Origin of the sequence: Aquirufa antheringensis, assembly GCF_004307425.1 — a bacterium.
GTDB lineage: Bacteria > Bacteroidota > Bacteroidia > Cytophagales > Spirosomataceae > Aquirufa > Aquirufa antheringensis.
In genome coordinates this window covers 276,277-301,687 of sequence record NZ_SEWZ01000003.1, presented here as the reverse complement: position 1 = coordinate 301,687, position 25,411 = coordinate 276,277, and the positions used below count along the sequence as shown (strand labels likewise).

Below are 25,411 nucleotides of genomic sequence, written 5' to 3'. Positions count from 1 at the left end.
GAATTGTTTAAATTTAACATAAAATAAATCAATATGTCAAATTCACTTCCTACGGCCATCATCACTGGAGCTTCGCGCGGAATAGGCCGAGCGCTCGCTTTATTACTAGCAAAAAACAACTTCCAATTAAGTTTAGTCGCACGTAATAAAGGGGAATTGAAAGACCTGGCGGCAGAAATTACCGAGATTGGACATCGCCCACTTTATTTCGATGGGGATGTATCTGACGAGGCTTTTGTCTCGGATGCGGTGGAGAAAACGGTACATACTTTTGGGCATATTGATTTTGTGATTAATAACGCAGGGATTGGGGCTTTTGGCCCGACTGAATCCTATACTGCGACACAATGGGATCAGGTGTTTGATACGAATGTAAAAGGGACTTTTTTGTTTTGCCAAAAAGCTCTGCCGCACCTAAAAGCCGCTAAAAAAGGCCACCTCATCTCGATTGCGTCTGATGTGGCGAAACGTGTTTTTGACGGAGGATCTCTTTATTGCGCCTCTAAATATGCACAGCACGCGTTCACAGAAGCCCTAAGAAAAGAGGTGAGACGAGACGGCATCAAAGTAAGCACGATTTATTCTGGATTAGTAGATTCTCATTTTCATGCGGATCCTGCCGGAGATCCATCGCACGCAGGTTGGTTAAGTCCAGAAGATATGGCGAATAGCATCTTTTATGTGATGAACCAACCAGCGCACGTGGTGATCGATGAATTGATGATTCACCCCCTAAATCAAGAATATTAAGGTCAACAGTGTAGGACAGTTTGCAGGTCTTGAGTAGAATAATTAAATTTAATCTACTAATAAACCTATCAGACATGTCCTTACGGAAACCCTCTTTAAGTTTTAGCCAGATTGTCAACATGAACGTTGGCTTTTTTGGTATTCAATATAGTTTCGGATTGCAGCAAAGTGCGGTGAATCCTATCTACGATTTCCTAGGAGCGAGTCCTGACGAAATCCCCTTATTAAACCTAGCTGGCCCGGTGACGGGCTTATTGATACAGCCTTTCATCGGTGCGATGAGTGACAGCACCTGGCATCCTCATTGGGGTCGCCGCAAACCTTATTTCTTCATAGGCGCCCTATTGTGTAGCATTTGCCTTTTACTCTATCCTTTCTCGTCTTCGTTGTGGATGGCCGCGAGTTTATTATGGATCTTGGATGCTGGAAATAATACGGCGATGGAGCCTTACCGTGCTTTTGTCGCTGATAAATTAAATGACGATCAACAGCCTACAGGCTTTCAGATGCAGAGTTTTTTCACGGGTTTTGGCCAAACCTTAGCCAACCTATCCCTCTTCATCTTCCCTATGATATTCATCGGCAAGACCGGTTCGTTACCTACCTGGGTTTATGCTTCCTTCTTCTTAGGGGCCGTTTGTTCCATCGGGTCTATCTGGTGGAGTATGCACACGACCACGGAAATTGAACCGACCGCTGAGGAATTAGCTGAGATTCGATCGCGCAAAACGAGCGTTTTAGAATCCATTTTTGAGATATTCCACGCGATCGGGGAAATGCCCAAAGTAATGTGGCAATTAGCTTTAGTGTACTTATTCCAGTGGTATGCCTTATTTTGTTATTGGCAAAATTCCTCGAAGAGTATCGCCTTGTCTGTTTGGAACGCAACACCGAAGGACAATCCGGAATTGTATGAAAAGGCCGTTTCCTGGACGGGTTTAGTGAATGGATGGTACAACATCGTTACTTTCTTATCGGCTTTAGCTTTAGCCGGTTTTGCAAAGAAATATGGGGCCAAATCCGTGCACATGATCTGCCTCATTTTAGCAGCTGCCGGTTTCCTCGCTTTCCCTCACATCGAAAACAAGAACTTGTTATTCTTCGCTATTTCTGGCTTCGGAATCGGTTGGGCAAGTATGATGGGAATCCCCTATTTACTAGTGGTTAGCGATATTCCTAAGGAGCGTTACGGAGTCTACATGGGTATTATTAATATGATGATTGTAATCCCGATGATCTTACAAAATATATCATTTGGCTACATTTTAAAGCATTTTTTAGACAACGATCCCAGAAATGCGATTACCTTTGCAGGAGCTTTATTAGCCATTGCAGCCCTAGCGACTGCCTTTATTCAACCATCCCCTTCTAAAAAATCCGCATGAGTGTCATTTGTATAGGCGAAGCCTTGATTGATATGATTTGTACTGACAAAGGTTCTAGCCTATCAGACGGTCAAAATTTCTTAAAAAAACCAGGAGGAGCTCCCACAAACGTAGCAGCAGCCATCGGCGCGTTGGGTGGCGAGGTGAGCTTGAGTGCAAAAGTGGGGAATGATCCTTTTGGTCGCCAAATGATCTCGGTGATGCAAGAATTCAACGTGAACACGAAACACGTTCACTTGGACCCTCGGACCTTTACGACTTTTGCCTTCGTTTCCTTACTATTAGATGGAGAACGTGATTTCGTTTTTAACCGGGGCGCAGATGCCGAATTAACGGAGGCTGAAGTAGCGGCTATTGATTTAGCAGGTGTGAACATTGTTCACTTCGGATCGGCGACAGCCTTCTTAGCTGGCCCTTTGAATGCGGCGTATTATTCCTTGAAAGACCGGGCGAAAAAAGACGGCAAAATCGTTAGTTTTGACCCGAATTACCGCCATTTGTTGTTTGGCGACAAAATACCGTCCTTCATTAAGCAAAGTCTACTCTTCTTGAAGGAAGCCGATTTTACGAAGCTTTCGGATGAAGAAGCGATGTTAATCACAGAAACGGAGACCTTAGAAGAGGCGACAGATACATTATTAAGCCTATGTCCAGGCGTATTCGCCATTACCTTAGGAAAAGAGGGCACGCTATTGGGTTTGGCAGGTAAAACCTATATCATTCCGAGTATTCCGGTGAAACCAGTCGATACGACGGGGGCTGGAGATGCCTTTGTGGGTGCGGTACTTTATCAATTAGATGGATTAAACATCCAGGATCTTGATTTTTCTGCTTGGAAAAAAATGATAGAAAACGCGAACAAGGCTGGTGCCAGAACCTGTGAATACCTAGGTGCGATGGAGGCCTTCAAAAACTTAAATAATAGTATTTTTAATTAATAGACTGTGTACAATTCCGCTCTTCAAAAACAGGCGAATGCGCTTGTGAAATCATATAAAATTAAAGACGCTAGCTTTCAAGAACGTTTGACAGCTAATTTGGATGATATTCAAAATCATTTCAGAGCGATCTACGGGGATAGTCCTTTGTTTAGCGATTTAATCCAAACTATTTTTCAAGCCTATGCGGATCGCAGCCCAGAGCTAAAAAAGCGAGATGAAGGCAAGGCGAAGAAAGAAGAGAATTGGTTTTTAAGCCAAGATCTGGTGGGAATGAGTTTATACGTGGATCGCTTCGCCGGAAAGATCACCGATTTACCCGCAAAGCTTCCTTATTTAGAGAAATTAGGTGTGAATTTTCTTCACTTGATGCCCTTGTTCAAAAGCCCCGAGGGCGAGAGTGATGGCGGATATGCGGTGGAAGATTTCCGAGTGGTGGAGGAGAAATTAGGAACAATTGAAGATTTACGCGAGTTCCAAAAGGCCCTGCAACAAAAAGATATGTACTTGATGATCGACATCGTGTTAAACCATACGTCGCATCACCACGAATGGGCTAAGCTTGCGAAGGCTGGCATCAAAGAATACCAAGACTATTTCTACATGTACGACGACCGTCGCATCCCGGATGTGATGGAGGAAACAATGCCAGAAATCTTCCCAGAAAGTTCACCTGGTAGTTTCACGTACGACGAAAAAATGGATAAATGGGTGATGACGGTTTTCCACCATTACCAATGGGATTTGAATTATACGAATCCCAAAGTCTTCGTAGAAATGCTCGCAAACGTCTTTTACTACGCCAACTTAGGGGTAGACGTGGTCCGCATCGATGCGCCGGCTTTCATTTGGAAACAAATGGGAACTGCCTGCCAAAACCTTCCCGAAGCACACCAATTATTGCAATTAATTAAGATGTGCGTGGAGGTGGCAACACCTGGAATGGCCATTTTAGGCGAAGCCATTGTGGCTCCAGCCCAGATAATGGAATACTTCGGAACGGGTCGTTTCTCTACACACGAGTGTGACTTCGCCTATAACGCCACTCAAATGGCCGTTCAATGGGATGCCTTGGCTACCGGCGATATCCGCGTGATGCGCACCGCTCAAAACGAATTATTGCGCAAACCGAAAGGCGCGACCTGGTTAACTTACACCCGTTGCCACGATGATATCGGCTTAGGTTATGACGATTGGATGATCGAACAAGCGGGATTTAATCCCTACGATCACCGCTCTTATATCAAAAACTATTACAGCGGCGGCATCGAGTCTCCTGCGACTGGAGCCCTGTTTGCCGTAAATCCCAAAACACAGGATGCGCGTCTTTCAGGTTCGTTAGCCTCCTTATGTGGTTTAGAGAAAGCCATCGCGTCTAAAAATGCGGCAGATATCCAGACTTCCATCGACAAAATCACGATGATGCAAGCGCAAAGTCTATTTGTGGGCGGCGTACCGATGTTGTTCTATGGCGACGAGGCCGCCTACACGAACGACTATACCTATTTACAGGATCCAGGTAAATCATACGATAACCGCTGGATGCACCGCCCGATCATTGATTGGAAGAAGAATGAGGCAGTAGATAAAGCGGATTCCATCGAAAATAAGGTATTCTCGAATCTACAAAAATTGATCAAGCTGCGTAAATCACTAAAAGTGGTGGCTGACTTGAAAAATATTCACTGGTTAGAGGTGCACAACAATTCGATCATCGGTTTTGAGCGCTACCTGAATGGAGAAAAAGTCTACTTCTTATTCAACTTTAGCGCTGAGCCACAAGAGGTGACCTATTATATGTTAGGTGCATTCGGAGAACGGGCGACAGTTATGAAAGACTTATGGTCAGGCAAAACGGTTCAGATCGGGATGGATCACGATCATTTGGCTTTCGCACCCTATCAGTTTTATGTCTTAAAATAAAAAAACATCCCCTAAAAAGGGATGTTTTTCCAGAATCAAAATTCAATCATTAAACACTAAAAAACCGTTAGGCGGATTATAAAATGGCGTCCAAAGCCTTCTTGCTGATGCGAAGGCTTTCGAAAGCGTCTTTCGGGAAATCATGCTCTACAAAGAAGTGCTCTAGGCCTCCTGATTTAGCCGCATCAAAAATGCGCTTGTAGTTCACCACACCCTCTCCCACTGGGAGAATATTTTTAAATTCTGAGTCGAAGTCTTTTATATGACATAGAGGGAAACGGCCAGGATGTTGTTTGAACAATTCAACCACATCTACTCCCGCTTTTGAAGCCCAACCCAAATCTAATTCAAACTTCAATAAGTCGGCAGGTACTTGAGAGGCGAATACGTCGAAAGGTTTTGGGCCCTCTACCGCTTTAAATTCTGCATCGTGGTTATGGTAACAGAACGTAAGTCCTGCTTTCTTCGCTAATTCTCCTGCTTTATTTAAGGTTTCAACTGCCTGAGCAACTTCCTCTTTTGTATCAATCGGGATATTGGCGCACACGAGGTATTTTACACCTGCCTCCGCTGCATTATCCACCGCTTGCTGCGCATCATCGCGCAAATTAACCATCTTAGGAAAACGCGACATGTCCATTCCGGGACGAGGTTTCAAGGGTGCTCCCACCACGTGATGCGAAACCCAATTCAATCCTAAATCCTTGTTCAAGGCCATAAACTCTTTGCCTTTCATCCCATAAAAACCGGGTAACATCGAGAAAGCAGATTCAATCTCCGTATAGCCTAGCTCCGCAATCTTCTGCAAATTCCCTTTTACATCTTGGTCAAATTTTCCAAAAAAGGTAAACAATTGAATACCCACCGGACGATTGGTAAACGATTGTGCAGATAAGAAACGAGGTGCTAAAACGCTAGCCGCTAGAAAAGCGCTAGACTGCTGAAGAAATCTTCTTCTCGAGTTCATAGTTGATAAGTTTAGAGGTAACAGAACAAAGTTAATGTATTTTAATGATACAATAAATTATTTTTTCCAATTTCTGCCAAAAATAGTCTTGAAGGTCAGGTCACTAGCTTTCACCGACGTATTATTTTTATGCCAAACGAAGTCGCCTCCATCCTTATGGCAATCCACATAATACACGCGATGACCCCAGTTGAGCACTCGATCGCCCGATTGGTAGATAGGTGCGTCCGCCATATTTTTATCAAAAGAACAGTTCAAAAGATAAAATTGTGCCTCCCTATGATAGCGACCTAATTTATACCCCGGATCCCCAATAAAACGACAATTTTTTAAAACGGTCTTCGCCCCTTGTTCTCCTGAACCATCGTGCCAAATCGCCGCACTCGTATTATGGCAGACAAAAGTGCAATTCTCAGCCAAGGCATAGCCACGCGGACAATACAAATCCACTCCCCCTTCGATCAAACAGTCATTCAAATAATACATTCCCGCATTCACGTCCCAAGGACTTACCGTATCACCGCCACCTGATCGGATGGTACAATGCTCGAAAGACAATCGGGTGGCACCGGGCATCGTACGAACTGCAAATTGATGCCCATCTACACGGACGATCTTCTCCCCTTCTTTCTCTCCCTTTTCCCTTGGTAAGGCATATTTTTGGACGGTCGTGGTCGTCTCCTTTCCAGCCTCGTTCAAACAAGGAATCGATATATCTTTTGTTGCATTGAATCCATATTCATTCATAATAGTCATATTCCGAAATGACAAATCGTGCCCTTTGATATTCAACACCCCAGCACCATAATCATCTGGATTTGAACAACGCCAAATATCCCGCGCAATCGTCTCCCGCAACACCACGCCATCCCTGCTTTCGCCCACAAAAGACAAATGGTGTTTCAATGAATCGATGAATACCTTTTCTTGGTAATTGCCATTTTTAATGAAAATCTCCTGACCAGGACGAGCTACATCTACTGCGGATTGTATCGTCTTGAAATCGGTTCCCACCACTAAACGTTTGCGCATAAAACGATCCATTCGGTCCACCACCTGATTGAACCAGTGATTCATTAATACGAAGGTATGATGAGAATTTTCGAACGTGTGATACTCTGAATGTATACCAAAATCAGCCATTTTCTGCCTAAAATCGTCACGCCCTGCGTGCATCCGCTCATCGCTCGAATTTAAGAATAATACCGGCGGATCGCCTTTCGTCACGTGACTCAAAGCGGAAGCCTCCTTCCAGATTGCCTCGCCCTCTACCTTGTTATACCCAAAATAATGGGTCGCTGCTGAGATACGTTTGCTATCATCTCCCTCTCCTGATTCCGGGTGAATAAAAGCCAATATCCCATCGATATCAATGGTCCCGGCTAATTTGACTCCTTTGCCGTAGGTATTTTCATCTTGAACGGAACCTAGGAGCGCAGCCATTTGGCCCCCAGCTGAATAACCTCCCACATAGATTTCTCCCACATTCTGACGTTTCGAAACCCATTGCAAAGCAGCATGTGCATCCAGCATCGCAGCAGGGTATAAAGCTTCCGTGGATAAACGGTATTCGACTAAAAAGACCCGATATCCGCGATCTGCTAAGGCTTTTGCTAAAGGAATATGCTGTGAACGATGCCCCGTTCTCCAGCCACCTCCATGGAAAAATACGAGCGTAGGTAGCTTGCGAGTGGAAGAGACCGCATATTCATCCACCACGAGTTTCCGTTTATCTATTGTCTTGTAAACAAAACTTTGAACTTTGCTCTTTGAACTTTGAACTTCGGCTAAGCGAATCGTGGGATCCTGTTTCACTACCATTTGCAAGGCAGCATAATTCGTAAAGGACGTATCAGGCTTGCCCGTGATGCCTGATTTGTTTTGGGCCTGAAGACTCAAGGAACCCATAAGCAAGAAAATAAGGAGGATGCGCATAATTTGTAAAGGCGAAGTTTCGATTATTCTAATCATTCTTCCTAATTTACGATTCTAAATCGATTAACATGAAAAATATACGCGTGCTCGTGGTGGGTTGCGGAAACATGGGAGCCTCTCATGCGAAAGCCTACCAAAACGTAGCCGGATTTGAAATCTGCGGACTCGTTTCCCCGGGAAATAGCAAGGAAGCATTGAATGAAGCTTTAGGTGGGGGCCAAAAGCTGTACAGCGACTATTACACCGCCTTATCAGACTCCAAACCAGATGCGGTTTGTATCTCCACTTACCCAGATACCCACGAAGCCTATGCCATCGCCGCATTAGAAGCTGATTGTCACGTTTTCTTAGAAAAACCAATCGCCGATTCATTAGCTGGCGCTATTCGGGTGGCTGAAGCTGTTCAAAAAAGTGGCAAGAAACTCGTGGTGGGCTACATTTTACGCCACCATCCGTCTTGGATCAAGTTCATCGAAATCGCTAAGACGATGGGAAAACCGTTGGTCATGCGGATGAACTTAAATCAACAATCCCATGGCTACATGTGGGATGTGCACCGTAATTTGATGAAATCGCTAAGCCCTATCGTCGATTGTGGGGTACACTATATTGATGTAATGTGCCAAATGACTCGCTCGAAACCATTGCGTGTTTCGGCCATTGGCGCGCGAATGACGGAAGATATTCCGGCTGGAAACTATAATTATGGTCAATTACAAATTCACTTTGAAGATGGTTCCGTAGGTTGGTACGAGGCCGGCTGGGGTCCCATGATCTCACAGAATGCGTATTTTGTGAAAGATGTTTTTGGGCCTAAAGGTTCTGTTTCCATCGTCGCAAAAAATGCCGGCGGCGAGGGAAAATCCGATGACGTGGAATCACACACGAAAACAGAATCCCTGCGTGTACACCACGCAGACATCGATGCAAAAAACGAATTCACGAAAGAAGACGAATGGGTTAACCTAACGGATGAACCGGATCACCAAGGTCTTTGCGATCGCGAGCAGGCCTATTTCCTACAAGCCATAACTGAAAATATCGACCTAACAGATCACGTGGAGGATGCCGTTAACAGTTTACGCATCGCTTTTGCGTGTGATGAGTCGGTGAGGACGGGGGAGATGGTGAAGCTGTAGTCGATAGTCACTAGTCGATAGTCGGGAGTCACTAATTTTAGACTCATTCACTTTAGACTAGCGACTAGTGACTAGCGACTTTTTTTTATTTTAAATACATCGCTAACCACCCTTGTATTTCCGAATAGTGGAACTTCGAATTATCTGGATTCAGGATCCAATGATTCTCACCTGGGAAGACGATTAACTTGCTCGGGATTTGAAGACGTTGGTGAATGCTCCAATTTTCTAGCGTATTATTAATGGGAACCCGGAAATCGTTTTCGCCCACGGTTAACAACATAGGCGTTTTGAAGTTCGCAGCAAAACGCATCGGGTTTTGTTCCTTCCAGGTTTTAGTAGGTACCCAAGGTGCTCCCCCATTCATCAATTCTCTACCCCAAATCACATCCGATGTTCCCCATTGCGCCTCCGAGTTCACTAAACCCGCGTGTGAGATTAAGCATTTGTAATGAGACGTAGTCGCCTGCATCCAATTGGCTAAGTGTCCTCCATAGGAAGCACCACCCGCGGCTTGTTTGGTTCCATCAATAAACGAGAAGCGTTTGATGGCATCTGCCGCCGCTTCTTGGATTTCTTGCCCTGGACCTTTGAACGGGTCAAACTGAATATCTTGAGCGAATTTCTCACCATATCCCACAGATCCTGTGTAGTCGGTCATCACGATTACGTAGCCCGCCGAACCTAAAATGTAGGGGTTCCAACGGTATCCAAACACATCTTTGAATGAACTAGCTGGACCGCCGTGCATTAAAACGAAGAGAGGGTATTTCTTAGAGGCATCAAAACCGGTTGGTTTCAAAACGACCGAACGAATCATTTTACCTCTGGATGATTTAGTCCAAATCACCTCCGGTTTTTGTAATTCCAACCCAGCTAAAACCGCATCATTCGCTTTTGAAATGGCTTTCAATGAACCATTTGCTGAGACCCAAACCTCTGGCGGAGTCGCCACATTTTGGTATTGATAGGCAAAAATACGGGGATTGGACGATAAACTTAACCCGGTAAAAGATCCAATTTCTGCGCCTAAAACTGGCTTAACTGAACCATCAGCGACTGAAATCTCAACAATACGATCCACGCCTTGGTCTTCAATACTAGCAAAGATGGAGGAACCAGCCATCTCCATATCGTTGATGGGACGATCGAGGGTGGCCGCTAGCTCTTTTTTGGCAGAAAAAGAAGACGCATCAAAGCGGTAAATTCGATTCAGGTAATACAATTTATTGCCGATAGCAGAACCCGATGTAATGAGGTATTTCCCATCTGCCGTAAATTCCGCTGAAGTATAAGAAGTCTCATCATTTACTAAAACCGTTTCTTTACCACCAGACAAACTCACCGAATAGATATTCGATTTTGCCGATTGATAAGCGGTGGTATTGTATTCCGTAGTTGCCGTAAACACCACTGATTTACCGTCAGCACTGAAGTTATAAGAACCTAAACGGAAACCTGGGGAATTCACCAGAGTTAGATTCGACATTAAATTCACGGGCTTTGAACCTGACTTTAGGTCCATCGTGAAGATGTGCCCTTGTTTTTCATCTAACCAAGAATCCCAATAACGAACGGGAAACGATTGATAGACACGTGCTTTGGTCTTGATTTTCTTCTTTTCTTCCGCTAATTTCTTGCTTGCCGAATCCGTGAAAGCGGTAGGGAAAACGCGGCTGGAGAAAATAATGCGCGAGCCGTCTGATGAGAATTTAACATCACTTACTCCGGTGGAAAGTGTGGTTAAACGTTGGGCCTCACCGCCAGCTAACGGTAAAACGTAAAGTTGAGGGGCTTCATCGCCATCGCGTTTGGCAATGAAATAAATCTTATCTGAAGCGACAGACCAGTGGTAATTGTCTTCTCCGCCTTTTGAATTGGTTAATTTTCTAGGCTGTGAAGAACCATCCGTGGCAGCAATCCAAAGGTCTGATGTTTGTTCTTCTAGATTGTAAGACGTTTCGATGCGGGAATAGATGACGTGGCGACCATCTGGTGAAATTTTAGGAGCTCCTACTTTCTTCAGCTTGATCATGATCTCATGTGACATGGGCTTTTGAGCGTGGACAGAGAGGCTAAATGCTAAAAAGCAGGACAGTAGTAGTAACAATTTCTTCATATGGGTAGTTTAGATTCAGTAAATTAATTAATTTAATGTCACATCAACCTTTTTCAAATGAAAAATAATTACTTACAACTCGTCCTTGCAGGCTCATTGCTATTCAGCGGCAGCCTATATGCGCAAGAAAAACCGGGGAAATTTATTGACCGCGACAACATGAACCTGAGCGTAAAAGCGGGGGATGACTTCGTGGAATATTCTAATGGACCTTGGGTTAGAAAAAACCCAATCCCAGCCAAAGAAACACGTTGGGGTGCCTTCAACCAATTACGCGATTTCAACATCAATGCGATTAAAACGATTTTAGATGAGACCAAAGGCACGAAAGCGGCCGCAGGTTCAGTCGAAAGAAGAGTCGCTGACTTCTATGCGGCAGCAATGGACAGTATAGCTATCGAAAAATTAGGCTACACTCCTATCCAAGCGGACTTACAACACATCGCAGGTTTGCAATTCAAGTCACAAGTGGTTACTGAAATCGCGCGTTTACGCTCTTCAGGGATTGCTTCTCCTTTATTTGGTTTCTACATCGGTCAAGACCGCAAGAACGTAGAGAAAATGGTACCGCAATTAGGACAAGGTGGAACATCACTTCCTGATCGCGATTACTACTTAAAGAGTGATGCACGTAGCCTAAAGATTCAGGAGGCATTCAAAAAATACGTAGCGACCTTGTTTACGTTAACTGGAACTCCTGAGGCTCAAGCGAAAGCGAATGCTGAAACCGTATTCCAATTAGAAAAGAAATTAGCTGAAGCGCAGATGGCTCGTGTCGAAATGCGTGATCCGTACAAGACTTATAACAAGTTTGCCTTTGCTGATTTCAATCAAAAGACACCTGCCTTTAACTGGGCATTGACTTTCCAAGACTTTGGCACATCTGCTCCAGATTCAATTCTAGTAGGTGCCCCTAAATTCTTCGAGGCAGCGAACAAATTATTGATCGAAACACCTGTAGACACTTGGAAAACCTATTTAACATGGAATGTTTTGCGTAGTAGCGCAGGCTATTTAAGCTCTCCATTCGTAAAAGCGAGCTTTGCGTATTCACAAGTATTATCAGGCCAAAAAGTACAAGCCCCAAGATGGCAACGCATGTCAGCGATGACGGACGGAACCTTAGGTGAATTATTAGGTCAATTGTATGTGGCTAAATATTTCAAGCCAGAGGCGAAAGCTAGAATGGTGGAATTAGTCGCTAACCTACGTAAGGCTTTCGCTGTTCGCATCAACAAATTAGATTGGATGAGCGCGGAGACGAAGGAAAAGGCTTTGGCCAAATTAAACGCCTTTACGCCTAAAATCGGGTATCCTGACAAATGGAAAAACTACGATGGCTTAGAAATTTCAGCGTCTGAATACTACGGAAACATCCGCCGCGCTGGTGCTTGGGGCTTCCAAGAAAACTTAGCGCAATTAGGCAAACCAGTGGACAGAAGCAAATGGGGTATGACGCCACCAACGGTAAACGCCTACTATAGCCCAGTGATGAACGAAATCGTTTTCCCAGCAGGTATCTTACAATTCCCATTCTTCGCTGCTGACGCAGATGATGCGATCAACTATGGTGGAATCGGTGCTGTTATCGGACACGAAATGTCTCACGGTTTCGACGATTCAGGTAGCCAATACGACAAAGACGGAACTTTACGTAACTGGTGGACAAAGGACGATTTAGCAAAGTTCAAAGCGAGAACGGAACTTTTAGGTAAGCAATTTGATGCGTACACCGTTCAAGACACCATCCACGTCAATGGAAAATTAACGATGGGCGAAAATATCGGTGACTTAGGTGGTTTGAATATGGCTTACGAAGCATTCAAAATGACGAAGCAAGGTAAGTCAACGAAGAAAATCGATGGCTTCTCTCCTGACCAACGCTTCTTCTTAGCTTGGGCACAAGTTTGGAGAGGTTCCTCTCTACCTGAGACAGAGGCACAACAAGTATTAACAGATCCACACTCACCTGGTCAATACCGTACCATTGGTGCTCCAGTGAATATGGATGCTTGGTATAAGGCATTCGATGTGAAACCAGGCGATAAGCTATATAAGAAGCCGGAAGATCGGATTAAGATTTGGTAAGCTTTCTCAAATTTCAAAGAGCAAAGAGCAAAGTTCAAATTTTGCAGCGTGTAAAAAAAGAAAGGCGGCCCTGCGGGCCGCCTTTCTTTTTAAAGCACAAAGAATAAAGCACAAAAATGCTGCGTGTGTTTAAAAAAAGAGGGCGCCCCTGCGGGGCGCCCTCTTTTGCTTCCTTTTTTTCGCCTTACTTGACGTATTTTTCTAACCATTGGAATTGCTCCCATAGCAAGTGTAAAACGTTTTCTTTCCCACGATAGCTATGTGCTTCGTAAGGTAAGTAGACAAAACGAGTCGTTCCTCCGTTTCCTTTCAAAGCAGCGTATAAACGCTCCGAGTTAATTGGGAATGTACCCGTGTTATCATCTTGCTCGCCGTGCACTAATAAAATCGGTTCTTTGATTTTATCTGCGTAGCTGAATGGACTCATTTCATAGTACAATTGCGGAGCTTGCCAGTAAGTACGGTCTTCGTTTTGGAACCCAAAAGGAGTCAAGGTACGATTGTATGCCCCACTACGTGCGATACCTGCTTTAAATAAATCGGTATGTGCTAATAAATTCGCTGTCATAAAGGCACCGTAACTGTGACCACCTACTGCCATACGCTTGCGATCGCCCACGCCTAATTGAACTAAATGGTCTATCGCCGCCGAAGCATTTAAACGTAATTGATCAACGAAGTTGTCATTCGGCTTTTTAGAAGCATCCGTAGACACAATCGGCATCTCCGCATTGTCTAAAATCGCATAACCCTGAGTCGCATAATAGATAGGTGAAGCCCAGCTCAAGACAGTGAAACGGTCTTTGCTACCACGAACCTGCGCTGCATCTGCCGCTGAATTAAATTCACGTGGATAAGCCCAAATCAATACCGGCAAAGGACCATCTTTTTCTTTGTTATAGCCTTTAGGCAGATATAAATCGCCTGTTAAGTCCACGCCATCCGCACGCTTGTATTTGATTTTCTCCTTAGTGATACCCACTAAATTCGGATAAGGATTTTCAAATTGGGTCAAAGCCTTATCCTGCGATGGATTTAACAAGTGCTTGATAAAGTAGTTCGGCACCTCCGTTTGGGATTCCTTTCTGCTTAAAACGATCAGTTTGTCTGCATCAATCACTTCCTCTACTTGTTCAAAGTAGCCCGGTTTTGCGCGCCAAATAATCTCATTCTTCTTCGTCGCTAAATCAAACTTCGAGATAAAGGGAAGATCCCCTTGATCCGAAGAACCCACCGGGTTGTTCATCAAAATCTTAGTCCCGTTATCCGTCATTTGAATCACCTCGCGACCATACGCATTTTTCATTAACACCGGACTGCCTGGGTTTTTGTAGGCATCCGTTAGATTACGCTCGTACAAAACTTCCATTGATCCATCCGCAGAAGAATAACGACTTACTTTGGATGTCTGCTTTCCACGTAATACTTCCGTCACTAAAGCCACTTTCGTATTTCCCCAAATCACCCCAGCATACCGGGTCTTCGTCTTAAATAATTCTTTGGCCTCCTGTGTAAAGGGAGCAGATAAAGAATAAACGGCATCGTGAAATTCTACCTGCTTTTTAATATAACCACTATCTAATGGCATCGCATACACTAAGGAAGCTGGCTCATCATCACGCCAATCAAATCCACGCGGCACATTTTGCACGTTATCATTTCCAGCTGGAGCACTCTCTGAAGACGGTAATTTTGCAATTTCTTTGATCGTTTTTCCGTCCAAATCTAAGACTTTCACCGTCGTAGGGAAACCATAAGCCGGTACGGCATACGAAAAAGGCTTCGCAACAGAACGCGTCAAAATATACTTTCTGTCCGGAGATAATTGAAAAGAATTATACAAAGCAGGCTCCCCTATTTTCTTGTTCACACCATTTTTATACACCACTAATTGGGCTTCTGCATAATAGGAAAATAAACTCTCATCGTAAGGAGATTTAATCAAATCCTGGAACGTCGGTCTTGGTGCCGCTTTTCCTACATTCTGTTGAATGGTTGGTCCTTTAGGCGTAATCGGACGTTTAGGAGCTCCGGCCGCCTCATGCGTCGTCACCTTGTATAGAATAGTTTGGTCGTCCACCCAAGTGAAGGCATTTCCTAATACCTGATTTAATGGAGATGAATTTACACGTGTAGCTTTTTTCGAGGCGATATCAATCACATATAAATCCACACCGTTTACCTCGGTTTGTGCAAAAGCGATTTTGGTTTCCGATGGATTCCAAGCAATAGATCCGGCAGCTAGGTTTTTAGGTAAACCGGCGATTTCTACTTTGGCACCAGTACGGATTGTTTGCAAGGTAATGCTGCTGATGGGACTTTGGCGAGACGGAGAAAAATTCAAGGGATTCAAGCGAAGACCCGCAATTTTCATCTCTGGCTGCCCCAGCTCCTCCACGGTAGGATAGGAATTACGACCTAATAACAACAGGTATTCAGCCTTCGAATCAATACGCACAAGTGGCGTAGGCTTCGCAAGCAATAAGTCTGCAATGGCTTTAGGAGGTAATTGATAGGCATCGTCCTGCGCATACGAGGTAGAAAAGGATAAGACGCTAAGCGCTACAATTAAGAATGATTTTTTCATAGGATAGATTTAAACAAAAAAAGGTGGCTAATAAATTAGCCACCTTTAAATTACAAAATAAATTATAATGGATTTTGTACGATCGCTGGATTTGCATTAATCTCACGACGAGGAATTAAGAATTCCCAACGCACATCTCCTGCTGGCACATCAAACAATAAAGCGACAGATGCAATAGCATTTGTACCATTTCTATTCAATGCTGCGTTTGTACGCTTCAAGTCTAAGAAACGATGTCCTTCACCCCATAATTCAATACGGCGTTGTAACAAGATTTCATCAATTAAAGCAACACCTGTTTTAGTTGACTTCACATAACTAGCGTCACGTGTTTTTACTAAGTCAAACAATACTTGCGAAGCACCTGCAGCATCATTTAGACGTGCTTTTGCCTCAGCCTCAATCAAATACATTTCCGCTGCACGCATGTAGGGAACATCTCCTTGCGCTGAAGTAGATGGCGTACCTGGCAATCTGAATTTCTGATTTAAGAATTTAGGACGAACACCACCTGGAGGCACGATTGAGTTAGCTGCCGTAGGTGTCTCAACCCACATTTTAGCTCTTACGTCTGTAGCTGGAATTTGCTTGTACAATAAGCTATTAATTACCTTAGGATACGTTCTAATAACCGTAGAGTTATAGTTACAAGAAATGTACGAGTGATAAGCTCCAAAATATTCTGTTTGATCTTCTAAGTGATCAAAACCCCACATCCACTCTGAGTTTGTCAAATCTTGAAAACCATCTTGGTATTGTGTTGCCGTCATAGGTGCATATCCTGCACGCGCTTCCGCTGCAAACTTAGCCGCATTTGTCCAATCTTGTTGTACTAAGGCAACACGTGCTTGTAAACCCTTCACCACACTTAAATTAATGTGTGATTTGTTCAAACGGGAAGTTGTTAACAAGGCTGCTGCATCCGCTAAATCTTTGTTGATCTGAGCGTATACCTCTTCTACCGTGTTACGTGGCTTTCCTTCTGTGGTAGGCTCTAAAACTAAAGGAACACCTAACTGTGCATTAGGCTTAGCTGTTGCGTCATAGCGCTTACCGTATAATTGCACTAAGTTGAAATAACCAAAAGCACGCAATGCTAAAGCTTCCCCTTTCAATGAATTACGATCAGCCGCAGGACCTACCGCCTTGTCTAAATTAGCAATACCAATGTTCGCATTACCTATGATGCGGTAATACATCTCATAAGGAAATTGCACCATCGTGTTTACATCAGAACGGTGAGCCGTCCAACGCGTCTCTCCCACGTGCCAAGAAGCAGCCGTAGTTCCTAAGACCATATCTTCTCCCATGTGATCAAGAATAATCATCATAGCAGGGTGACCCGAGTGACCTTGAGAGCTTAAATAACGAACAATAAACGAACGGTAAATACCGTTAACAGCCGCCGCTGCATTCTTTGTAGTGGCATATGCTGACCCAGCATCAATACTAGCCGTAGGGGTAGTATCTAAATAAGCTTCCTCGCAAGATGAAAGTAACAGTGCGAATACAAGCGAAAAATAACCTAAATATTTCTTTTTCATGATTCTATATTATAAAGAGAATGATAGACCTAAAACTAATGACTTCGCTGGGCTGTAAACATTACTTGTTGTTCCTCCAAAGTTCTGCTGAACGTTCATTCCGCTTCTGCGTGATAACATTAAGAAGTTCTCCCCACTTACGTACACCTGAGCATTATCAATTTTCAAGCGATTCATGATTGACTTAGGTAAACGGTAAGATAAAGTAACCGTACGAATGTTCATAAAGCTTGCATCAATTAACCAACGGTCAGACGCTGCATCAAAATCAGCCGTTCTTCCTGCATCCATACGTGGAACGTTCGTCACATCACCAGGATTAACCCAACGCTTCAAGATATCTACGTGCTTCGCATTGTGGTATCCTGCTCCCATTAAACCAGCATAAGCTGCGTCATACACCTTTCCTCCTAATTGATACACCATCAAAGCAGAAAGAGTGAATCCTTTGTAGCGTAGAGAAGTATTCACCGATCCTGTCAAATCTGGAATAGACGTACCGTTGTAAGCATAACGAGCGTTAGCGATGTTATTCGTCAAGGTATCACCATTCGCCGTAATTCTCGAGTTAGAAGCTACATATGAGATGGCACGGTATTCCGCCACACCCGTCTCCGGGTTAACGCCTTTGTACTCCCGTAACCAGTAGTCATATAAAGAACTACCCTCTTTTAACTTCTTCGTACCATCGATGATCTCCTTGCTTTCTGCAGGCATCTTCGTGATTTTGTTCTCTAGTTTAGTGGCATTCAAATCTACGTTCCAAACAAAATCCTTAGTACGAACTAAATCCCCAGCTAACTGTAACTCGATACCACGGTTGTACATCGAACCGATATTACGCGTTTCCGTTCCAATACCTACTGATAAAGGAAGAGGCACAGCAAAAATCAAGTTAGTCGACTGACGATCGAAATATTCAATGGTACCAGAGATTCTGTTCTTGAACAAACCGAATTCTAAAGCCACATCATATGCCGTATTTGTCTCCCACTCTAAAGATTTGCTTCCTAAAGAGGATTGTAAAATACCTGGCTCTGTTGCATTATTCCAACCCAAAGCGTACAATGGCTGCCAAGCATAGTTGCTAATACCACCATCGTTACCTGTTTGACCCCAAGAAGTTCTCAATTTTAAGTTATCGATAAACGTCAATTCCTTAATAAAGTCCTCTTGATCTAAACGCCAAGCAGCAGAAGCAGAGTAGAAAGTACCCCAACGCTTCTCTTGATAGAACTTAGAAGAACCATCCCTACGAGCTGATACCGACACGAAATACTTCGAATCATAATCGTAGTTCAAACGAGAGAAGAAACCTTCTACGCGACGGATATCATACTGAGATGTTAAATTCGTCGTCGTAGTGAAGTTAATTAACTCATAGTTACCATCTAAAATTTGCTGCGAACGAGAACCATCTAAGCTATTAGAAACTAAATTATAATTCTCATGTCCTACTAGGGCATCTACATTATGCTTTCCAAACGAGTGGTTATACGTTAACAACTGTGATAAGTTGTAATTCGTAATATTCTCAAAGGTGTTTGAAGCACGACCTGCTGGAGCACCGTCACCAATTTCTGGATTACCAAAAACAACGGTATTTGCGTTTGTGATATCCACACCCACGCTGTTCGTGAATTTGAAGTCTTTCAAGAAAGAAATCTCCCCATACGCACGACCACCTAATAAATTTCTGCGGAAGAAGTTTTCGTTCAATTCCGTTTCAGCAATGACGTGACGACCACCATATTGAGGACGGTTTGATAAGCCTAAAGCACTTAAGTTACCATAGTCATAACGGCGTCTTCCATTTTCCAATGTCAAGAATGAACCTGGGCTTGCCGGATCATACGCATACACGGGATAAATAGGAGCCATACCACGAGTAAAGAAGAATGGATTCACAAAAGAAGTTCCACCATCAGCCGTAGATTGGTTTGAAGTCGTCACCGTTGTATTCATGTTAGCACCCACTTTGAACCAATTGTTCATTTGGCTGTTCACATTTAAACGAGCCGTAAAACGATCGTAATCAGATTTAATCTGATATCCCTTGTCATTTAAATAAGACACAGACAAGAAATAGTCTGACTTACCATTCGACCCAGAGAAGTTTGCACTTACCTCATCACGGATACCCTGACGCATCACTGCTTTTTCCCAGTTTAAATCATCTGGGTTATAAATCATTTGAGCAGACGCATTTAATTTACCGTCTGTACCTACTAATTGAGCAAACGGAACATTGTACACATTATAACCTGTACCTACAATAGCACCTAAACCGGCAGAAGCCGTCGCATTCGCTGTCGCAATGGCTACAGGGTTCGTTGCACGGTAAGCTAAGTTATTACGATTCGACTCCCACATTAATGGATAGTAATCCGCAGCACCTACGCGATCGTATTCTGGCAAAGCACGTGTATTAAAACCTTTCGTGTATTTTACATTAATCGAATTTTTTCCTTTCGTACCTTTTTTAGTCGTTACCATCACAACACCATTCGCTGCACGCGCACCATAAAGTGCAGTAGAAGCTGCATCTTTCAATACGGTAATCGACTCAATATCGTCATTATTTAAATTAGCAATACTCGCTGAGTAAGGTACACCATCCACTACATACAATGGATCATTCGAAGAGGAAATCGAACCAAATCCACGAATACGTACCGCTGGAGCAGAACCCGGCTGACCAGAAGTGGACGTAGTTGTAATACCCGGAGCGATACCTTCTAGCGCTTGACCGATATTTGTAATCGGTCTAACTCCTAGTTTCTCTGCACTAACCTTCGCAGAGGAACCCGTAAAGGAAGCTTTCTTGGCTGTACCGAACGTCGTGATCACGACTTCATCCAAGGTAGAAGTAGCCGAAGCAAGAGAAACATTAATCACGGTTCTGTTACCTACTTTGACCTCTTGAGGTGAATAACCTACTGAACTCACAATTAACACAGCATTAGCTGAAACACTTAATTTAAAAGCACCATCCACATCCGTGTTAGTCCCTTTACTCGTGCCTTTAATGGCAATGTTAACTCCCGGTAAAGCCGAACCATCATCTCCGGTCACCTTACCTGTAATTGATCTGTCCTGGGCAAACAATGGAATCATTGCTGTTAGCCACATGAACATACTTAATAGTACTGTTTTTTTCATAATGTCTTTAGTTTAAACAAATGATGAGATAATAATAGTAAGGCAAATTATTGCTTAACAGATTAATAAACAAAATTTAACAATAAATTGTTTTTATCTACTTCATAAAAAAATAAAACAAAAAAAGGGCGACCCTGCGGGTCGCCCTTTTTTTCCTTTCTAAAAACTAGAATTAGTTCTTATCCCAGAATAACTTCGTCGTTACTACGTCTCCACCGATTGCTGCTGCAGCCGCTGTGTAAGCAGTTCCATTCAAAGTTTGCTCTGTGTTAGGATACGTTAAACGTGTAGGGAATCCAGATTTTGCATTGACTGGTGCAGTAATCACTGGATAGTCTAAACGACGTAACTCAGTCCAAGTCTCGAAAGAACGATTGTAAAGAGCGATCCACTTTTGTGTACCAATTTTTTGCTTCCAGTTTCCTGCAGCTGTCGTGTAAGCTACATCAGGCTGAGCTAAATAAGCCGCTGCATCTGCTGCAGAACCACCCCAATATAGGATAGAAGCAGTGATCGCGTTATTATAGTGTTGCTCAGCTGTACCAGCTACATTGAATCCTCTTTCTTTTGCTTCAGCGCGTAAGAATTCAGTTTCAACGTAATCCGCTAATACGTAAGGAGCATCTGCTGCAATTACTTTAGCACCTGCACGAGAGAAATCTACGTATGTGTTTACTTTTCCTACGATACCACCCGCATAGTTACCTGCGTTGTTTGTAGAGAAGTAAGCTGTTTTACGTGGATCATTCCAACCAGTTAATTTATCCATTAAGTCTTTCGCTGCGATATAATCTTGACGACCACCTAATACGATATCCACGTGTAATGGATTTTGGTTAGGAGAAGCAGTTAAATACGTGAATAAACCGTTATCTGTAGATGCTGAGATAGCACCTGCATCAGAAGCTTCAACAGCAGTTTTTGCAGCACTTGCGTTTTCATCCGCTACAATCATAGCTAATTTCATACGCAATGTGTTAGCAAATTTCACCCACTTCGTTACTGAACCTTTGTAAACCACATCTTCTCCAGAAGTAAATCCAGCTGCAGATGCATCTAACTTAGTGATATCAGCATTCAAACGAGTGATTAAATCAGCAGAAACTGTTTTCGCATCATCGTACTTAGGGAACAACTTAGTTGCATCTAGTGCCTCTGAGTAAGGAATATTTCCAAAAGAGTTCACTAAAATACCGAAAGTATATACTTCCATGATATCCAAGATCGCTAATTTATTCGCTTTCTCCTTAGGAAGTAAAGACGCATCTGCATTGATTAAACGAGATGATTCACGTAAATCAGCTAATACATCACGGTACATACCATTCCACCATTGGTTAGGAATAGCACGTGTTTGGAAATCATATTGAGCTTCATCTTGGTATACGGCCATAGCCCATTGGCTAGTCGTAAAACGGAACACGTTTGTGTTCACACTCGCAGTAGCTAAGTTCCCTGCAAGAGACTTAACTGCATTCGAGAACAAAGTAGGTGCAGGAATAGCTGCTGGCTTCTTAGTCTCTACGTTTAAGGATGCAAGATCCTCTGTACAAGCTGATGCAAGAAACAAAAGCGGTACAAATACTAAAAATATTCTTTTCATCTGTATCAAATTAAGGATGATTAAAACAATAATTTCACGTTAAATCCAATCGAACGTGTCGTAGGATACGCACCTGATTGATATCCCTGCACGTTACCAGCAGAAAGATTCTCTTCAGGATCAGAGTGAGGAAGGTTTTTGTGAATGATCCACAAATTACGTCCGTACAATGATAAATCAACTCCTTTTACTCCACCTAATTTAGCTACAAGCGCACGAGGTAAAGAATAAGTAAGGTTTGCTTCACGTAACTTTACATAACTAGCATCGTAAACGAAAGCATGTTGTGGGTTATAAGCATAACCATATGTTCCATACCAGTTTTCAACGCGAACATCATTAGGTGTACCATCTGCTTTCACACCTGGCATAATCACACCACCACCAGCAGAAATTTCGCTACGAGATGGGTTTCCTTTATCATTCAATAAAGCTGACTCTTCTAATACCCCTGTAGCAGCACCATAGTACTGATCTAATGAGAATACAGAACCACCAGACTTCACATCGATCAAGAAGCTAAATGTAACGTTCTTGTAACGGAATGAGTTGTTGATACCACCAATCCAGTTAGGATTTACGTTACCGATATTATTCGTAGTTGTTGTCGTCATGTCATAACGTCCGTTAGCTTTCACTAATTTCTCGCCATTTACATACTTCCAAGTTCTACCTTTCAAGATACCGTAAGGCTCACCTACTGTTGCGTTCAATGTAACACCACCTTGGAATGAAGCTAACTGTAAGTTTTGGCTTTCATTATATAGGCTTAATACTTTGTTACGGTTACGTGTAAAGTTCACGTTTACATTCCAAGCGAAATCTGCTGTCTTGATAGGAGAACCATAAAGACTGAATTCGATACCGCTGTTTTCGATGTTACCTGCATTTACATAAGTCGAGTTATAACCTGTTGATGTCGTAACAGAAGCAGGTAAAATTTGATCTAATGTATTAGTGTGGTAATACGTCGCGTCAAAACCTAAACGGTTTTGCAAGAAAGCCATTTCTAAACCAAACTCCTTAGAGATCGTTTGCTCTGGCTTCAAGTTCGGATTGTTTTGAGTTCCTGGAACTGAGAATAAGATCGTTGAACCAAACGGCGCTGGTTGATCGTATACGTTAGAGATAGATCCCCAAGGAGCATCATTACCTACCGTTGCATAGTTAGCACGTAACTTACCTGAAGTTAACCAAGGTAAATCTTCGATGTGGTGAGAGAACAACCAAGAAGCTGAACCTGCATAGTATAAGTATGCATTGTTAGCCACTGGTAACGTAGACGACTTGTCTTGACGAACAGTTCCGTCTAAGGTTAAGAAGTCTTTGTATGTTAACGTAGCACCACCGAATAAACCAAATACTTCACGTGGGTTATACGACTCAGATGGAGCAGAAACTGTTCCTTTTGAGTTAGCAATTGAATATAAACCTGGAACGATCAAACCACCATTTGTGATAGCATAAACAGAACGGTTTAAAGACTTACGTAAGTTCAAACCAGCTAATGCCTTTAAGTTTAAATCTTTCGTTAAGTTTTTGTCAAAATTCGTGATTAAATCATAGTTGATCTCCTCGAAGTGACGATCATAACGAGAATACTCAGCGATATCCGTAGAACCTACAGCGATACGCTCCTCTTGGAACTCATCATAGGTATCCATTGTGATACGACCCATTACGTTTAAGTAATCCGTTGCTTTGTAGTTCAACATCGCGTTACCGAACATACGAGTACGAGTATCGTTCTCCTTGTTTTGGTAACGAGTCCAGTAGTAGTTATCTGTATAGATAGGCTTCAATCCAGCTGCAGTAGAAGGATCAGACCAGTTCCAAGTAACGTTCTTGTTGTTACGGAAATACGCTTCCTTTTGCTCCAAGATATCTACGTTTGTTTGATACCACTGACGGAAGTTTTGATTCACGTTCAATCCATCATAACCTGTACCGTAACGACCTAAACCTTCTACTACTGAGAAGTTAGCCGTTGCTGATGCCGTTAACTTAGGAGAGATAGCATACGTTCCTGAAAGGTTCATGATATTCTTAGAAACCTTAGAGTTAGGTAAAGTACCACGATCTTCGTTACGTGTAAATCCTAATTTGAAAGTACCCTTATCTGTAGCACCATCTAAAGAGATGTTTGTGTTATTAGAAATAGCAGTCTCATAGAATTTATCTGGCGTATTTGCTGCAGCAACCCATGGCTTTGATTTTTGGTAGTTAGGACCAGCAGGATCAAAAGCATCCCAGTGGTATACCTGTAAGCTAGGGTCAAATTTCGTACCGTAAGAAGCATCTTCAGATGTAGGTACTACTAAATCATCTTGTCCATCACCATTTGCATCAAAATAGAAGAAACCATCTTTTTGGTATGGATCAGAGTAACCAGCACCATATTGGTTTTGGTATTTAGGAAAAGTAGAGCGATCAATCGTTCCTACAGATAAACCTGAGTTGATTGTTAAACCTAAACCTTTCTTCGCTTTCTTAGAAGTGATCATGATCACACCATTCGAAGCACGTGAACCATAAAGAGCAGTTGCCGCAGCACCTTTCAATACAGTCATTGACTCGATATCATCTGGGTTAATATCCGCAGCTGCATTACCATAGTCATAACCACCACGACCTGTACGTTGGTTAGATGAGTTGTTCACAGAGTTATCTACTGGCACACCATCTACAACGAATAAAGCTTGGTTATTACCAGTCAAGGACTTAGAACCACGGATTACTACGTTAGTAGAACCACCGATTGCGTTACCTTGTGTGATTTGCACACCTGATACTTTACCAGAAAGTTGTGAGAATGCGTTACCAGAACGAACACGAGTTAATTCCTCGCCCTTTACTTGCTGAGCAGCATAAGGTAAAGAGTTCTTTGTACGTGTAAGACCCAAAGCCGTTACAACAACCTCATTTAACTCAGACGCATCTGAAGCTAAAACTACGTTGATTGAACTTTGGCTTCCTACTGAAACCGTTTGAGCTTTATAGCCCACAAAACTGAAGACGATGGCAGCTCCGTCTCCTACTGTGATTTTGTAAGTACCATCTGCTGCCGTGGTTGTACCACGAGATGAACCTTTTAGGCTGACACTAACTCCCGGAAGAGCCGCACCATCCTCTGAAGCCGTAACCTTACCGGTTACTTGCCTTGTTTGAGCTATTAATGAACTGAAAACAGTCATCATCAATACCCCAATGAGTAATAGTTTTTTCATGTTGTTGAGTTTAATTAATGAAAAAATAATAGAATAAGTTTGGC

At 43.0% G+C, this 25,411-nt stretch carries 14 protein-coding genes; 6 read left to right on the top strand and 8 right to left on the bottom strand.

Annotated elements, in window-relative coordinates; genetic code table 11:
* The first annotated feature begins 33 nt into the window (after nt 1-33).
* The 4 genes from EWU21_RS07080 to EWU21_RS07065 all read left to right on the top strand — a co-directional run bounded on the left by EWU21_RS07080 (nt 34) and on the right by EWU21_RS07065 (nt 4,996).
* Nucleotides 34-750, top strand: a complete 717-nt coding sequence (locus EWU21_RS07080; RefSeq protein WP_130896118.1) for an SDR family oxidoreductase — start codon at nt 34-36, stop codon at nt 748-750.
* Between the two features lie 74 nt (nt 751-824).
* Nucleotides 825-2,135 carry an MFS transporter gene (locus EWU21_RS07075; RefSeq protein ID WP_130896117.1) on the top strand — a complete coding sequence of 437 codons (1,311 nt, stop codon included), beginning with the start codon at nt 825-827 and terminating at the stop codon, nt 2,133-2,135.
* Entirely contained in the window at nt 2,132-3,073 is a 942-nt protein-coding gene (locus EWU21_RS07070) for a carbohydrate kinase family protein (RefSeq protein WP_130896116.1), read from the top strand. Before EWU21_RS07075 ends, EWU21_RS07070 begins: the two co-directional genes overlap by 4 nt.
* Before the next feature lie 45 nt (nt 3,074-3,118).
* Complete coding sequence (locus EWU21_RS07065) at nt 3,119-4,996, top strand: alpha-amylase family glycosyl hydrolase (RefSeq protein WP_161566488.1); 1,878 nt, start codon at nt 3,119-3,121, stop codon at nt 4,994-4,996.
* A gap of 76 nt (nt 4,997-5,072) precedes the next feature.
* Here the strand turns inward: EWU21_RS07065 and EWU21_RS07060 are convergent, their stop codons facing one another.
* Both EWU21_RS07060 and EWU21_RS07055 read right to left on the bottom strand, forming a co-directional pair.
* Complete coding sequence (locus EWU21_RS07060) at nt 5,073-5,963, bottom strand: sugar phosphate isomerase/epimerase family protein (protein ID WP_130896114.1); 891 nt, start codon at nt 5,961-5,963, stop codon at nt 5,073-5,075.
* A 57-nt stretch (nt 5,964-6,020) separates the two neighbouring features.
* Nucleotides 6,021-7,934 carry an alpha/beta hydrolase fold domain-containing protein gene (locus EWU21_RS07055; RefSeq protein ID WP_130896113.1) on the bottom strand — a complete coding sequence of 638 codons (1,914 nt, stop codon included), beginning with the start codon at nt 7,932-7,934 and terminating at the stop codon, nt 6,021-6,023.
* Nucleotides 7,935-7,966: 32 nt separating this feature from the next.
* On the opposite strand from EWU21_RS07055, the gene EWU21_RS07050 reads away from it, so the two are divergent.
* Nucleotides 7,967-9,037 (top strand): Gfo/Idh/MocA family protein, encoded by a 1,071-nt coding sequence (locus EWU21_RS07050; RefSeq protein ID WP_130896112.1) that lies wholly within the window; start codon nt 7,967-7,969, stop codon nt 9,035-9,037.
* Between the two features lie 85 nt (nt 9,038-9,122).
* On the opposite strand, the gene EWU21_RS07045 is transcribed toward EWU21_RS07050, so the two are convergent.
* A complete protein-coding gene (locus EWU21_RS07045) occupies nt 9,123-11,156 on the bottom strand; it encodes a S9 family peptidase (protein WP_130896111.1) in 2,034 nt (677 codons plus the stop codon).
* Between the two features lie 57 nt (nt 11,157-11,213).
* Here EWU21_RS07045 and EWU21_RS07040 point away from each other — a divergent pair, with 57 nt between their 5' ends.
* Nucleotides 11,214-13,244 (top strand): M13 family metallopeptidase, encoded by a 2,031-nt coding sequence (locus tag EWU21_RS07040; protein ID WP_130896110.1) that lies wholly within the window; start codon nt 11,214-11,216, stop codon nt 13,242-13,244.
* 184 nt (nt 13,245-13,428) lie between these two features.
* On the opposite strand, the gene EWU21_RS07035 is transcribed toward EWU21_RS07040, so the two are convergent.
* The 5 genes from EWU21_RS07035 to EWU21_RS07015 all read right to left on the bottom strand — a co-directional run bounded on the left by EWU21_RS07035 (nt 13,429) and on the right by EWU21_RS07015 (nt 25,367).
* Complete coding sequence (locus EWU21_RS07035; protein WP_130896109.1) at nt 13,429-15,831, bottom strand: alpha/beta hydrolase family protein; 2,403 nt, start codon at nt 15,829-15,831, stop codon at nt 13,429-13,431.
* Between the two features lie 62 nt (nt 15,832-15,893).
* Complete coding sequence (locus tag EWU21_RS07030) at nt 15,894-17,375, bottom strand: RagB/SusD family nutrient uptake outer membrane protein (RefSeq protein WP_130896108.1); 1,482 nt, start codon at nt 17,373-17,375, stop codon at nt 15,894-15,896.
* 9 nt (nt 17,376-17,384) lie between these two features.
* Nucleotides 17,385-20,537 (bottom strand): SusC/RagA family TonB-linked outer membrane protein, encoded by a 3,153-nt coding sequence (locus EWU21_RS07025; protein WP_130896107.1) that lies wholly within the window; start codon nt 20,535-20,537, stop codon nt 17,385-17,387.
* Nucleotides 20,538-20,709: 172 nt separating this feature from the next.
* Nucleotides 20,710-22,140, bottom strand: coding sequence for a SusD/RagB family nutrient-binding outer membrane lipoprotein (locus EWU21_RS07020; RefSeq protein WP_130896106.1), 1,431 nt, complete (start codon nt 22,138-22,140; stop codon nt 20,710-20,712).
* A gap of 20 nt (nt 22,141-22,160) precedes the next feature.
* The gene (locus tag EWU21_RS07015; RefSeq protein ID WP_130896105.1) at nt 22,161-25,367 is read right to left on the bottom strand and encodes a SusC/RagA family TonB-linked outer membrane protein; all 3,207 of its coding nucleotides are present in this window, start codon (nt 25,365-25,367) and stop codon (nt 22,161-22,163) included.
* Nucleotides 25,368-25,411: the final 44 nt, after the last annotated feature.

Excerpts from the sequence above, each read along its gene's own strand:
- EWU21_RS07080 (WP_130896118.1), top strand. The coding sequence starts at position 34 with ATGTCAAATTCACTTCCTACGGCCATCATCACTGGAGCTTCGCGCGGA.
- EWU21_RS07075 (WP_130896117.1), top strand. The coding sequence starts at position 825 with ATGTCCTTACGGAAACCCTCTTTAAGTTTTAGCCAGATTGTCAACATG.
- EWU21_RS07070 (WP_130896116.1), top strand. The coding sequence starts at position 2,132 with ATGAGTGTCATTTGTATAGGCGAAGCCTTGATTGATATGATTTGTACT.
- EWU21_RS07060 (WP_130896114.1), bottom strand. The coding sequence starts at position 5,963 with ATGAACTCGAGAAGAAGATTTCTTCAGCAGTCTAGCGCTTTTCTAGCG.
- EWU21_RS07055 (WP_130896113.1), bottom strand. The coding sequence starts at position 7,934 with ATGATTAGAATAATCGAAACTTCGCCTTTACAAATTATGCGCATCCTC.
- EWU21_RS07050 (WP_130896112.1), top strand. The coding sequence starts at position 7,967 with ATGAAAAATATACGCGTGCTCGTGGTGGGTTGCGGAAACATGGGAGCC.
- EWU21_RS07045 (WP_130896111.1), bottom strand. The coding sequence starts at position 11,156 with ATGAAGAAATTGTTACTACTACTGTCCTGCTTTTTAGCATTTAGCCTC.
- EWU21_RS07040 (WP_130896110.1), top strand. The coding sequence starts at position 11,214 with ATGAAAAATAATTACTTACAACTCGTCCTTGCAGGCTCATTGCTATTC.
- EWU21_RS07035 (WP_130896109.1), bottom strand. The coding sequence starts at position 15,831 with ATGAAAAAATCATTCTTAATTGTAGCGCTTAGCGTCTTATCCTTTTCT.
- EWU21_RS07030 (WP_130896108.1), bottom strand. The coding sequence starts at position 17,375 with ATGAAAAAGAAATATTTAGGTTATTTTTCGCTTGTATTCGCACTGTTA.
- EWU21_RS07025 (WP_130896107.1), bottom strand. The coding sequence starts at position 20,537 with ATGAAAAAAACAGTACTATTAAGTATGTTCATGTGGCTAACAGCAATG.
- EWU21_RS07020 (WP_130896106.1), bottom strand. The coding sequence starts at position 22,140 with ATGAAAAGAATATTTTTAGTATTTGTACCGCTTTTGTTTCTTGCATCA.
- EWU21_RS07015 (WP_130896105.1), bottom strand. The coding sequence starts at position 25,367 with ATGAAAAAACTATTACTCATTGGGGTATTGATGATGACTGTTTTCAGT.